The organism is Flavobacterium psychroterrae, from assembly GCF_018380615.1.
GTDB classification, from domain to species: Bacteria; Bacteroidota; Bacteroidia; order Flavobacteriales; family Flavobacteriaceae; genus Flavobacterium; species Flavobacterium psychroterrae.
On the sequence record NZ_JAGYVZ010000001.1, the window covers coordinates 160661 to 175589 of the forward strand.

7 protein-coding genes and 1 pseudogene are annotated in these 14929 nt (G+C 36.4%); 2 read left to right on the forward strand and 6 right to left on the reverse strand.

The window, feature by feature from the left end:
* Positions 1-804 precede the first annotated feature (804 nt).
* The 6 genes and pseudogenes from KHA90_RS00640 to KHA90_RS00660 form a co-directional block, all read right to left on the reverse strand.
* Positions 805-1731: a PorP/SprF family type IX secretion system membrane protein gene (locus KHA90_RS00640; protein WP_213293742.1), complete on the reverse strand. Its 927-nt coding sequence runs from the start codon at positions 1729-1731 to the stop codon at positions 805-807.
* Between the two features lie 55 nt (positions 1732-1786).
* Complete coding sequence (locus KHA90_RS00645; protein ID WP_213293746.1) at positions 1787-5710, reverse strand: MBG domain-containing protein; 3924 nt, start codon at positions 5708-5710, stop codon at positions 1787-1789.
* A 165-nt stretch (positions 5711-5875) separates the two neighbouring features.
* Complete coding sequence (locus KHA90_RS25705) at positions 5876-8788, reverse strand: beta strand repeat-containing protein (RefSeq protein ID WP_317197363.1); 2913 nt, start codon at positions 8786-8788, stop codon at positions 5876-5878.
* Positions 8789-8806: 18 nt separating this feature from the next.
* Positions 8807-8884: pseudogene (locus tag KHA90_RS25710) on the reverse strand (hypothetical protein); the annotation flags it as partial.
* 29 nt (positions 8885-8913) lie between these two features.
* A complete protein-coding gene (locus KHA90_RS00655) occupies positions 8914-11133 on the reverse strand; it encodes an MBG domain-containing protein (RefSeq protein WP_213293751.1) in 2220 nt (739 codons plus the stop codon).
* Positions 11069-11926 carry an FG-GAP-like repeat-containing protein gene (locus KHA90_RS00660; RefSeq protein ID WP_213293754.1) on the reverse strand — a complete coding sequence of 286 codons (858 nt, stop codon included), beginning with the start codon at positions 11924-11926 and terminating at the stop codon, positions 11069-11071. Before KHA90_RS00660 ends, KHA90_RS00655 begins: the two co-directional genes overlap by 65 nt.
* 864 nt (positions 11927-12790) lie before the next feature.
* Here KHA90_RS00660 and KHA90_RS00665 point away from each other — a divergent pair.
* Complete coding sequence (locus tag KHA90_RS00665) at positions 12791-14284, forward strand: ankyrin repeat domain-containing protein (RefSeq protein WP_213293757.1); 1494 nt, start codon at positions 12791-12793, stop codon at positions 14282-14284.
* 79 nt (positions 14285-14363) lie between these two features.
* On the forward strand, positions 14364-14846 hold the full coding sequence (locus KHA90_RS00670; RefSeq protein WP_213293759.1) for a DUF2271 domain-containing protein: 483 nt from the start codon (positions 14364-14366) through the stop codon (positions 14844-14846).
* Positions 14847-14929: the final 83 nt, after the last annotated feature.

Genomic DNA, 14929 nt, shown 5'->3' on the forward strand with positions numbered 1-14929 from the left:
TCCGGAAATAAATATTTTTATTTTATATATAAGCCAGTTCATAAGATCGCATAGTTGCACAATACGTGTTGCTATAATAAATTGTATACTGGTTATCGTTTTTCATTGCTGCGGCAAATTTAAAGAGATAATTTGAATTTCAATATAAAAACCGAATCTTTTTTTATCCTATCGATATAGTAGGCTTTTTTATAAATTTGGAGCTATTTCCTGCTGTACGCTAGATCTTTTTATTTTTAAAGAAAAAATAAAAAGGATACCGCTTCCATCCTACCGTCTGGACACAAGTACAAAACAAACACGAATTTCACTAATTGACACTAATTTAGTTTGTGGAATTAATTTCAGAAAATAAATTAACCTATTAAAATTTGTGCAAATTCTTGAAATTCGTGTTCAAAATTGATTAATAATATTTGTGTCCAGACGGTAGGCTCCCATCACGGCTAGGGCAATACGCTTTACAATATAATTTTCTGTTTTTCAAGTTTTTTATAAACGAATGTCACCCAGAGCGAAGTCAAAGAGTACTCCAATTGGACCATGGGCTCAACTTCGCTCAGCCAGACAACACCTAATATATTTCACATTTTAGAACACTAAAAAAAATCTGTATAAATCCGCGTTTTCGCGATAGTGAATCCGTGTCATTCGTGGGCAATAATGTTGCGCCGATTATGATTCTTCTTTAAAAATATCTTATAGGTTAACCCGAGGTTACTGATTATTTATCAAATAAAAAACCCTGCCAAAAACAGGGTTTTTCAACTAATTACTAACTAATAAAATGCAATCAAAAAATTGCTAATCAAAAATTTTATAGCTTAAACCAAATTCCAGTGCATCATTTGCATAAGCTCCGGAGTTTCCGATAAAACTTGAATATGCTAAAAAGATTCCTAAATTATCTATTGAAATCCCAAACGAACCAGAAATAGTCTGGTTGGTATGATACAATGCGGCTATATTCAATTGATATTCAGGCATATTGACATTGACACCTGTATCTACAATATTTTTATATCCTCTAATACCTCTAAAAGCAAGAAGAGGTTCAATATTAAAATCATCTATTTTACTTGTTACATATAATTTATAACTTATAGCAGAATAAAATACCTGATTGTCTACATATTTTCTTTCGAGATTATCATTTGCAAAAAAAACATTATTCAGGTTGGGTACTGAAGCCTGAACGGTTAAGAATTTTGAAGTATACGAAATACCAAAATCACCATCTAAAGCACCGCCTTCGTTAAAATTCTGGATCGAAGGATCGTCAATATTACCGTTAATTTTACTTTTGTCAAGAGAGAGAAACCGTGCACCAAATGAAAGTCCGAAATTTATTTTACGTTCTCCATCTCTGTCAATTGGCAAGTGATAGGCAAAAGTTCCTAAAATTCTGTTATTGGTTATAAGTCCTGCTCTATCGCTATTGAAAGTAAGACCATAAGCCATTCTGCTATCCGGATTATATTCTGCTGTTCCGTACATCATCACGGGATTTCCGGGTACCTCATCCCATTGTCTCTGATATCCAATATTTAGGTTTACGCCTTTATTTAATCCAGCCATAGCAGGATTTCCTAAATATTGGTTTTGAAAATACATAGCTTCAAATTTATTTAATTGTGCATTAGCGGTATTGTTTACCAAAAAAGCTAAACTAAAAACCAGCATTGGTTTGATGACAAATAATTTCATAAATATTTTTTTTCCTGTATTCATATCTGTATGGTTATGATATAACAATTATATTTTTTAAACTTTTTTCCAAGAATTATTAATCTCTAATAATGCTTATAAATCCTTTTAATCGAGGTATATCATCGCCCAACTCAATTAGATAATAATAGGTATCGTTATTCAATGGCGAACCGCTATATGATCCTTCCCACTCATTATTATAGCCATTTTTAGAATATATTATACGTCCCGCTCTGTCGAAAACAGTTACCTTATTATTAGGATACAATAGGATATCCTGAATTTCCCAGAAATCATTTTTTCCGTCGCCGTTTGGTGATAAAATATTCGTTACGATTAAGGATTCAGGAGAAACTGCTTTATGCACCACAACTGTATAAGTCTGTTTCGTAATACCATCCTGAGCGGTAACAATGGTTTCAATACTATTATCTCCCGAGGTCAAAATTATCGGAGCAGAAGCTGTTCCACTGGAAACAGGCAATCCATTTATTGTAACCGTAGATCCCGGATCTGTTACAGTTGGTGTTACGGTAATAGAATTTACATTGTATTTAACAACTGTATTGTAATTGCTTACATCCGATTCAAATACAGGATTTAATATTCCGCTGCTAATTACTAAATTTGATAAAGTGGCAATATCAGCACCCTCTCTTACAATATTGATTGTATAGGTTTTGGTTGTTGTACCATCTTCTCCAATAACTTTAATAAGGACTGGATTTGTACCCGGAGCTAAAGAAATCGTGCTGGGAACTCCGCTTTGAACTGCTATTCCATTTATTGTAATAGTTACCAAAGGATCATCTGCTATTACTGTTATGGTTTCTGTTGTAATATTATTGGCAACTGTTGTATTATATGATATCACATTAGGCGAAAATGCAGGATTCAAAGAACCATTATTAACTGTCAAACTCGCTAAGTTTACATCAATAGCTGATGTTACAGTAAGTGTTCCAGTGACATATGTAATGCTGTAATTAGAATCTGCAGCACCATTTACCGTGATAGCGTAAACTCCCACCGGACTTATTATATTTGCAATTGTTGCAATAATGGGAGGCGTGGTTAAGCTCATAGCCGTATCCCCATTTACAAATCCGGTATAACTTGCTGTTAAAGCAGGATTAGCAGCTCCGTAAGGTCTGGTTTTATTATCAGCTGTAATTGTTAAAGGTGCTGTAGTTACTGCTAAAGTTCCATTAATATAAGTAATTGTATAATTTGAACTTACGGCACCATTTATAATGATTGGATAATTTCCAACATCGCTTGATACGAGAGCTGTTGTTGTAATAGTTGGCGGCGTTGTCAAGTTTTCTGCAGTATCTCCGTTGACAAATCCTGAATAACTTGCTGTAAAAGTTGGATTCGCATCACCATATAGCTTAGTCTGATTATCAGCTGTGATCGTTAAAATTGCAGGAGTTACAATTAAAGTTCCATCAACGTAAGTAATTGTATAATTGGAAGAAACTGCTCCACTTGCCGTAATGGGATAATTTCCAACAGGACTTATTGCATCAGCTATTGTAGAGATTGTTGGCGGAGTCGTTAAACTTAACTCGGTATCTCCATTTACAAATCCAGTATAACTTGCCGTGAATGCTGGATTTGATGAACCATAAAGCTTACTTTGATCGTTAGCTGTGATCGTCAAAATGGCTGTTGTTATAGTTAAAGTTCCATCAACGTAACTAATTGTATAATTGGAAGAAACTGCTCCACTTGCCGTAATGGGATAACTTCCAACCGGACTTGTTGCATCAGCTATTGTAGAAATTGTTGGCGGAGTAGTTAAACTTAACTCGGTATCTCCATTGACAAACCCAGTATAACTTGCTGTTAAGGCTGGATTAGCATCACCATATAGCTTAGTCTGATTATCAGCTGTGATCGCTAAAATTGCAGGAGTTACAGTTAAAGTTCCATCAACGTAAGTAAAAGTATAATTGGATGAAGCTGCTCCACTTGCCGTAATTGGATATATTCCAACAGGACTTGTTGCATCAGCTATTGTAGAGATTGTTGGCGGAGTCGTTAAACTTAACTCGGAATCTCCGTTTACAAATCCAGTATAACTTGCTGTGAATGCTGGATTTGATGAACCATAAAGCTTACTTTGATCGTTAGCTGTGATCGTTAAAATTGCAGGAGTTACAGTTAAAGTTCCATCAACGTAAGTAAAAGTATAATTGGAAGAAACTGCTCCACTTGCCGTAATGGGATATATTCCAACAGGACTTGTTGCATCAGCTATTGTAGAGATTGTTGGCGGAGTCGTTAAACTTAACTCGGTATCTCCGTTTACAAATCCTGAATAACTTGCCGTGAATGCTGGATTAGCATCACCATAAAACTTAGTTTGATTATCAACTGTGATCGCTAAAATCGCAGGAGTAATAGTTAAGATTGCTCCTGATGTGTAACCAATAGTGTAATTTATCGAAGTCGCACCGCTTATTGTTAGTGAATAAACACCAACCGGACTAGACGCATCAGCAGTAGTAGTAACAGTTGGTAAAGTAGTTAAATCAGCTTCTGTATCACCATTTACAAATCCCGTGTAATTAACCGTCAATATGGGATTTCCTTCTCCGTAAATCTTGGTTTTATCATCTGCCGAAATTGCGAGATTAGCCGGTGTTACAGTTAGTAATCCAGGTAGATAGGTGATAGTATAATTAGGAGAAGCTGCTCCACTTGCCGTAATTGGATATTCTCCTACCGAACTAGATATATCTGCAGTAGTAGTAACTGTTGGCAGAGTAGTTAAATCAGCTTCGGTATCACCATTTACAAAACCAACATAATTCACTGTTAAAACAGGATTTGCTTCTCCGTAAATCTTGGTTTGATTATTGGCAGTAATTGTTAACAGTGTTGCGCTTGTAACAAGCAAAGTTCCGTCAACATAACTAATGGTATAATTTGAAGAAATAGCTCCATTAACTGTTATTGGATAACTTCCCACAGGACTTGTTGCATTGGCTGTGGTAGTAATAGTTGGAGCTGTACTTAAACTTGCTTCATTATCACTATTTACAAATCCGCTGTAAGAAGCTGTAAGTGTTGGGTTAGCATCTCCATAAACTTTATTTTTATCATCAGCCGTTATAGTAAGCAATGCCGGAGTTACCGTTAAAGTTCCCGCAACATAACTGATCGTATAATTGGCACCAACTGCGCCAATTGCCGTAATTGGATATGTTCCAACTGCGCTTGCTATATCTGCTGTGGTAGAAATGGTTGGCGGAGTTGTCAAATTTGCTTCCGTATCGCCGTTTAAGAATCCTGTATAACTTACCGTTAATGTTGGATTTGCATCTCCGTAAACTTTGATTTTATCATCCGCTGTTATAGTAAGTACTGCCGGAGTCACCGTTAAAGTTCCATCAATATAATTAAAAGTATAATTTGAAGAAGTAGCTCCACTTGCAGATATCGGATAACTTCCAACAGGACTTGCTCCGTCCGCCGTCGTGGAAATTGTTGGCGGAGTTGTCAAATTTGCTTCCGTATCGCCGTTTAAGAATCCTGTATAATTTACCGTTAATGTTGGATTTGCATCTCCGTAAACTTTAGATTGGTCATTAGCAGTAATTGTTAATAATGCCGGACTTACAGTTAAATTTCCATCAATATAAGTAAAAGTATAATTTGAAGAAATAGCTCCACTTGCAGATATGGGATAAGTGCCAACAGGGCTTGCTGTATCTGCTGTTGTAGAAATGGTTGGCAGAGTTGTCAAACTTGCATCCGTATCGCCGTTTAAGAATCCGGCATAACTTACCGTTAATGTTGGATTCGCTGATCCGTAAACTTTAGATTGATCGTTGGCAGTAATTGTTAATACTGCCGGACTTACAGTTAAAGTTCCATTAATATAAGTAAAAGTATAATTTGAAGAAATAGCTCCACTTGCAGATATCGGATAACTTCCAACAGGACTTGCTCCGTCCGCTGTAGTAGAAATTGTTGGCGGTGTTGTCAAACTTGCTTCCGTATCGCCGTTTAAGAATCCTGTATAACTTACCGTTAATGTTGGGTTTGCTGATCCGTAAACTTTAGATTGGTCATTTGCAGTAATAGTTAAAGTAGCAGGACTTACAGTTAAAGTTCCATCAATATAAGTAAAAGTATAATTTGAAGAAATAGCTCAGCTTGCAGATATGGGATAAGTGCCAACAGGACTTGCTCCGTCCGCTGTGGTAGAAATGGTTGGCAGAGTTGTCAAACTTGCATCCGTATCGCCGTTTAAGAATCCGGTATAACTTACCGTTAATGTTGGATTCGCTGATCCGTAAACTTTAGATTGATCGTTGGCAGTAATTGTTAATAATGCCGGACTTACAGTTAAAGTTCCATCAATATAAGTAAAAGTATAATTTGAAGAAATAGCTCCGCTTGCAGATATGAGATATGTTCCAACAGGACTTGCTGCGTCCGCTGTGGTAGAAATGGTTGGCGGAGTCGCTAAACTTGCTTGCGTATCGCCGTTTAAAAATCCGGTATAACTTACCGTTAGTGTTGGGTTAGCATCTCCGTAAGTTTTGGTTTTATTATCCGCTGTTATAGTAAGTACTGCCGGACTTACAGTTAAAGTTCCATTAATATAAGTAAAAATATAATTTGAAGAAATAGCTCCACTTGCAGATATCGGATAACTTCCAACAGGACTTGCTGTATCCGCTGTTGTAGAAATGGTTGGAGGTGTTGTTAAACTTGCTGCCGTATCGCCGTTTAAGAATCCTGTATAACTTACCGTTAATGTTGGATTGACATCTCCATAAACTTTATTTTTATCATCCGCTGTTATAGTAAGTACTGCCGGACTTACAGTTAAAGTTCCATCAATATAAGTAAAAGTATAATTTGAAGAAATAGCTCCACTTGCAGATATCGGATAACTTCCAACAGGACTTGCTGCGTCCGCTGTTGTGGAAATTGTTGGCAGAGTTGTCAAGCTTGATGCCGTATCGCCGTTTAAGAATCCTGTATAACTTACAGTTAGTGTTGGATTTGCTGATCCATAAACTTTAGATTGGTCATTTGCAGTAACAGTTAAAGTAGCAGGAGTTACAGTTAAAGTTCCATCAATATAAGTAAAAGTATAATTTGAAGAAATAGCTCCACTTGCAGATATGGGATAAGCGCCAACAGGACTTGCTCCGTCCGCTGTGGTAGAAATGGTTGGCAGAGTTGTCAAGCTTGCTTCATTATCACCATTTACAAATCCGCTGTAAGAAGCTGTAAGTGTTGGGTTAGCATCTCCATAAACTTTATTTTTATCATCAGCCGTTATAGTAAGCAATGCCGGAGTTACCGTTAAAGTTCCCGCAACATAACTGATCGTATAATTGGCACCAACTGCGCCAATTGCCGTAATTGGATATGTTCCAACTGCGCTTGCTATATCTGCTGTTGTAGAAATGGTTGGCGGAGTTGTCAAATTTGCTTCCGTATCGCCGTTTAAGAATCCTGTATAACTTACCGTTAATGTTGGATTTGCTGATCCGTACACTTTAGATTGATCGTTGGCAGTAATTGTTAATAATGCAGGAGTTACCGTTAAAGTTCCCGCAACATAACTGATGGTATAATTAGCATCCACTGCTCCGTTTACAGATATCGGATAAGTTCCAACTGCGCTTGCTGTATCCGCTGTGGTAGAAATGGTTGGCAGAGTTGTCAAACTTACTTCCGTATCGCCATTTAAGAATCCTGTATAACTTACCGTTAATGTTGGATTTGCTGATCCGTAAGTTTTGGTTTGATCGTTGGTAGTAATTGTTAATAATGCAGGAGTCACCGTTAAATTTCCATCAATATAAGTAAAAGTATAATTTGAAGAAATAGCTCCGCTTGCAGATATCGGATATGTTCCAACTGCGCTTGCTATATCTGCTGTTGTAGAAATTGTTGGCAGAGTTGTCAAACTTGCATCCGTATCGCCGTTTAAGAATCCTGTATAACTTACAGTTAGTGTCGGATTTGCTGATCCATACACTTTGAACTGGTCATTTGCAGTAATTGTTAATAGTGCCGGACTTACAGTTAAAGTTCCATTAATATAAGTAAAAGTATAATTTGAAGAAATAGCTCCGCTTGCGGATATGGGATAAGTGCCAACAGGACTTGCTGCGTCCGCTGTGGTAGAAATGGTTGGCGGAGTCGTTAAACTTGCTGCCGTGTCTCCATTTACAAATCCGGAATAACTTACTGTTAATGTTGGATTCGCTGATCCGTAAGTTTTACTTTGGTTATCAGCTGTGATCGTTAAAGCAACTGGTGTTACCGTTAAAGTTCCATCCACATAACTGATGGTATAATTAGCATCCACTGCTCCGCTTACAGATATCGGATAAGTTCCAACTGCGCTTGCTGTATCCGCTGTGGTTGAAATGGTTGGCGGTGTTGTCAAACTTGATGCCGTATCGCCGTTTACGAATCCTGTATAACTTACCGTTAATGTTGGATTTGCTGATCCATAATTTTTGGTTTGGGCATCGGCTGTAATGGTAAGTACAACTGGTGTTACCGCTAAAGTTCCCGCAACATAACTAATAGTATAATTAGCATCCACTGCTCCGCTTACAGATATCGGATAAGTTCCAACTGCGCTTGCTGTATCCGCTGTGGTTGAAATGGTTGGCGGTGTTGTCAAACTTGATGCCGTATCGCCGTTTACGAATCCTGTATAACTTACCGTTAATGTTGGATTTGCTGATCCGTAAGTTTTACTTTGGTTATCAGCGGTGATCGTTAAAGCAACTGGTGTTACCGCTAAAGTTCCCGCAACATAACTGATCGTATAATTAGCATCCACTGCGCCGCTTGCAGATATTGGATAACTCCCAACAGGACTTGTTCCGTCCGCTGTGGTAGAAATGGTTGGCGGTGTTGTCAAACTTGATGCCGTATCGCCGTTTACGAATCCTGTATAACTTACTGTTAATGTTGGATTTGCTGATCCGTAAGTTTTGGTTTGGGCATCGGCTGTAATGGTAAGTATAACTGGTGTTACCGCTAAAGTTCCCGCAACATAACTGATGGTATAATTAGCATCCACTGCGCCGCTTGCAGATATTGGATAATTCCCAACAGGACTTGTTCCGTCAGCTGTGGTAGAAATTGTTGGCGGTGTTGTCAAACTTGCTTCCGTATCACCGTTTACAAATCCCGTATAACTTACCGTTAATGTTGGATTGGCATCTCCATAAACTTTATTTTATCATCCGCTGTTATAGTAAGTACTGCCGGAGTTACCGTTAATGTTCCATCAATATAAGTAAAAGTATAATTTGAAGAAATAGCTCCGCTTACAGATATCGGATAAGTTCCAACTGCGCTTGCTGTATCCGCTGTGGTAGAAATTGTTGGCGGTGTTGTCAAACTTGCTTCCGTATCGCCGTTTACGAATCCTGTATAACTTACTGTTAATGTTGGATTTGCTGATCCATATATTTTACTTTGGGCATCGGCGGTGATCGTTAAAGAAACTGGTGTTACCGTTAAAGTTCCCGCCACATAACTGATCGTATAATTAGCATCAACTGCGCCGCTTGCAGATATGGGATAATTCCCAACAGGACTTGTTCCGTCCGCTGTGGTAGAAATTGTTGGCGGTGTTGTCAAACTTGCTTCCGTATCGCCGTTTACGAATCCTGTATAACTTACCGTTAATGTTGGATTTGCTGATCCATAAACTTTACTTTGGTTATCAGCGGTGATCGTTAAAGTTGCTTTATTAACTGTACTCGAAATTGTTGGTACATTCACTGTAGTAGCATTAGTACTCGTTAAAACTACATTGCCTGAATAACTTCCTACGGGGGCTGTTCCTTTTAGTCTAACATAAACTGGTGCGGAAGCAATAACACCAGCTGCTCCAACTGTAATTGTATTTGTAAATGTGATATCGTCAGTACTTACTTCAAACCCCGTGGGTGGAGTAACTAAAATTCCTGTCGCCATATCTGTTCCTGAAACGTTAAAAGTAGCTGATGCTGACGGAGTACCATAAATTGTAGTTAATGCTGATAAAGTTCCTGTAGTTACAATAGTGGGTTCTGTTCTGGTGACTGTTACCGTATAAGTTCCAATCGTTGTACCATCCTGAGCGGTTACAACCGTTGTAATAACATTTGGTCCAACTAATAGATCTACGACTCCCGATGCATTTCCGCTGGTTACTACTGTCCCGTTTACTTTTACTGTTGCATTACTATCTGTTGTAGTTGGTGTCAATGTCAAACTCGTAACAGCATTTGGTACAGTAGCTGTATAAGCTGTTGTAGCTGTTGCAAAAACTGGAGTTAATGTTCCCTGACTTAAACTTAAATTACTTAAGGTAGCTACATCACTAAGAGTGGTAACTCCCGCTGGATTTCCTGTACCTACAGTAGAAAAATATACTTCATTTCCCGCTGTAGAACCATTGTATTCAACTGTCATTAACTGATAGGTTAATCCCGAAGTTAGTCCCGTAATATTTACCGTTGTACCTGTACCATTATACAAACAATACCAACCCGTTGTACCTATTTGGGTACCTGCACCAAAAGCTGCATTGGCCGTATAAGTTGTCAAATCTACAGGAACCGGGCTTCCGCTGGAACCGGCATACATGAATACCGCTCTTGATGAACCGTTACCATTTGTCCAGCTGGCTGTTGTTGCCGTTCCCGTTGTACCAGTAAATATAACATTGCTTGCCTGAACCGTTGGTGTTAATAAAGGATCATTACGAAAAACTGAAATATTACTAGAGGCGTTATTACCTGTTAATACGTCATTTTTGCCATCTCCGTCAAAATCTGCAATTGCTATAGCCCTGGCGTTATTACTATTTGCAAAATCAACCCTGTTACCAAAGCTAATAGTTCCGCCAACAGGTGATGTATTGTGAAAAAAAGATAAAATATTATTATTAGAGGCTATTACCATATCCAGATTACCATCCCCGTCCATATCATTAATTGCAACAGTATTTGCTGTAGCAATTGTAGGAAGATCAACTCTGGCAGCAAAATTAATATTCCCAATTCCGGATGATGTATTTTGTAAAATAGAAACCAAACTACCTCCTCCGTTAGCAGCAGCAATATCGGCTTTGCCATCTTTATTCAAATCACCTACAGATAGATAGAAAGGAAATGTATCTGTAGCAAAACTGACTGATCCTGCAAAATTTACATTTCCGCTGGTTGACGTATTGCGTAAAATCGTTACTGAACCTACTGCATTACTATTTGGGACTATCACATCAACCTTACCATCTCCATCCATATCAGCAAGTGATATTCCGTAAGGAGCAGTTCCTACAGTAAAGTCAATTTTTGTAGCAAAACTAAAAACCCCAACCCCCGATGATGTATTTCGCAGTACTGATATAGTATTTGGTATTATTTGCAACAACTACATCTGGCTTGCCATCATAATCAATATCACCAACTACTAAACCAAGTGGACCTGTTCCTGTGGTAACACTTAATTTATCAAGAAAATTGATATTTCCAATTGTGGTTGAGGTATTTCTAAAAATAACAATAGAATTGTAGGTACTACTTGTTGCAGCAAGATCAGGCTTACCATCACCATCAAAATCACCTGTAGCAATTCCTCTTGGATACGCAACAGGAAAATCAACTTTGGCAGCAAAAGACGAAGCTGTAATACTACCGTTAACCGATGTATTACGAAGAATAGATATTGCACTAGCGTTATAGTTTCCTACAGCAATATCGGTTTTGCCATCTCCGTCAAAATCTTTTACAGCTACACTAAACGCGCCAGCACCTGTACTAAAGTTTACCAAAGGTTTTATATCATCTGTAGTAATATTCCCTTTATTGGGTGTAAAAGTTGTAGTAAACGGAATATGAGAATATCCTACTAAAAGACTTGCTCCATTTAATACCGATATAGGATCGTAAGTAGCTCCCACCGGCACAGTAACAGTTAAACTTGAACTACTTGCAATAGTAACAGTTGCTTTTGTAGCACCAAAAAAAACAATATTTTGATTGGCAGTTGCGCTAAAACCAGATCCGGTTAAAGTTACTGTTGTTCCTACAGGTCCGCTTGTTGGACTAAAAGAAGTTATTATGGGAGCTTGTGCATTAACGGTTTGTAACGCCGATAAAAATGCAAGCCAACAAAACAGAAAAGAAATTTTTGTAAAGGAATAAGTAGTTGTATCAATCATACCGTTTAATTTTTAATTTGTAATAGATACTGTGTTTGAAACTAGTCTTTGATAGTTTTTAATAAAATAAACACTTGAAATTCAGCAAAATACAATTATTGAATTCAAATATTTTTATCGGAACTAAAGCTTAAAAAAATGGCAGATAGATAGACTTTTTTTATGTAGCGCGGCACTAATATTTGTAGTGAAGAACAATACACTTTAGTACATTTCTATAAAAAAAATAGATAGAAAATAAAACTTCGTTTATTATTGCAGATAAAATCACGAGGGCTTTTTTACAGTTTTGTATCTATAAATACAGAATAACCTTTACCCTTTTGTTGATTTAAAAAAAATGTAGGCACTTATGTTAGGTGATCTTAACTTTTAATGAGCAGATATTTTAAAAAATCTTCAAAACATTCTTTGTATTGATGACTTTTAATTTCTTGTTGTGCCTGTATGGAATATTCGAAATTTTAAATAGTTTTAATAAATTTATTCTTTTTGTAACTGAAATAAATTTTACTTTATTTATCAGTAAATGAGCAAACTATATAAAATCTGAAAAGCTAAATTACATAAGGTTTGTGTTTTTTTTTGTAAGAAGATGTTTCATTTTCGAAAATGAAACCATTTTATTTTTTTGGAACGTACCTCATAATCCTAAAATGAAATCAAAAACTACAGTGTACAATTCAATTTTCCAATCTTAAAAAATCATTAGAATTGCCGTTTTCTTCTCTAAATAAAATTGGTTTACTAATATTAATTTTTACATTTGCGTTATTTTTAATTATTCTAAATAGATTGAAATATCAAAAATTACTTTTTAGAATAAAAAGACCAAAAATAAATTCAAACAATAAATACCTAAATATGAAAAAGAATTTTTTTATCTCTTTGGCATTAGTCGCTACTTTATTTGTTAGTGCTCAACAGAAAAATATCTTATTAGAACAATCTTTTTGGAAAACCGCACCAGATGTAAATACTGTAAAAGCTGAAATTGCAAAAGGAAATAATCCGGCTGAAGCCAATGCAAATGCTTTTGATGTTGCCGTAATTGCCATTAACAATGATGCCCCTTTAGCTAGTATAAAATATATTTTAGACCAACCCGGAAACCCTTTAAATAAATCAACTCACGACAATCGTATTTATTTACATTGGGCAGCTTACAGAGGTAACACAGAACTAGTAGAATATCTTATTACAAAAGGTTCTGATATTAATTTTGAAGACAGCCATGGCACAACCCCAATTGCTTTTGCAGCAGGAAACGGAATGTTGAATTCAGCCGTTTGCGAAGCTTTTTTTAAAGCAGGATTAGATCCAAAGAAAAAATATAATGATGATGCTAACATCTTACTTTTAGCCATTGCTTTTGATAAAGACCTTACACTTACAGATTATTTAGTTACTAAAGGATTATCCTTAAAAGATGTAGATAAAAACGGAAATACCGCTTTTGATTATGCAGCGAGAACAGGAAATGTACCACTACTAAAAAAACTTGCAGAAAAAGGAGTAAAACATACAGACAATGCGCTTTTAATCGCTACACAAGGAACCCGTAGAGAAACTACGCCACTTGAAACCTATAAATATCTTATTGAAGAAGTAAAAATAAAACCAACAGCTACTAATAAATCAGGAGATAATGTACTTCATCTTTTGGTAAATAAACCAAATCAAGGTGAAATAATCGCTTACTTTTTAGCCAAAGGCGTAGATGCCAATAAAGTAAATAAAGAAGGGAATACTCCATTTATGGTTGCTGCCGGAGCAAGGGAAACTGCCGCTTTAGAAAAATTATTACCAGTTGCAAAAAACATTAATTTACAAAATCCAAAGGGTGAATCGGCTTTGACAATGGCAGTACGATCAGGAACGCCAGAAGCAGTTGCATTACTTTTAAACAAAGGCGCAGATGTAAATGTAAAAGATAAAGACTCAAATAATCTGGGAGTTTACTTAGTACAATCCTACAGACCAGCAGGCCGCGAAGCAAATGCTGCAAAAGATCCATTTGAAGCTAAAACAAAACTACTTCAGGAAAAAGGGCTAAATCTTGCTGCTGCACAAAAAGACGGAAGCACATTATACCACTATGCAATTGCGAAAAATGATTTGAATCTAATCAAAAAATTAGCCGATTTAAAAATCGATGTTAATGCAAAAAACAAAGATGGAATCACCGCTTTACACAAAGCTGCAATGGTGGCAAAAGATGATACTATCCTGAAATACCTTGTATCAATTGGTGCAAAAAAAGAGATCAATACAGAGTTTGACGAAAGTGCTTATGCATTAGCAAAAGAAAACGAGTCATTAACAAAAAGCAATATCTCAGTAGAATTTTTAAAATAGTACTTTTCAAATTCCCAAATTTTTAAATCCTAAATTACAATTCAATCTAAAATCTGAACTTTAAAATCTAAAATTAAAAATGAAATCAATACTTAAAATAGCCCTTACAAGCGCATTAATCTTTCTAATCACTTTTCAGGCAAATGCACAGGCAAGCAAATACAAATGCATGCTTCAAATGGCAAACTATATGGGCGAAGGCGCTTACATCGTAGTTTCGCTTATTAACCCAAACGGCGATTACGAAAAAACACTTTATGTAATGGGCGATGATAAAAAATGGTACAAATCATTGAAAGAATGGAATAAATTCCAAACTGCAAAACCAGCTGATATTAGTGCAAAAACCGGAGCATCAGTAACTGGTGGAGATCGCAGTATGACAACAATAGAAATTGACGATTCTAAAATCAACAAAGGATACAAACTAAGATTTGAATCGGCCGTAGAAGATCAAAAATATCATGTTAATGATGTAGAAATTCCTTTAACAACACAAGGTCTTGCAGACAAAACAGAAGGAAAAGGATATATTAGATACGTTAGATTAAATAAGATATAATCTAACCCACTTATTAAAATTTGTCAAAGTTTTGAACTTTGACAAAGTTGCCAAAGATTAGAGATTTTCTTGCAGTACAAAAA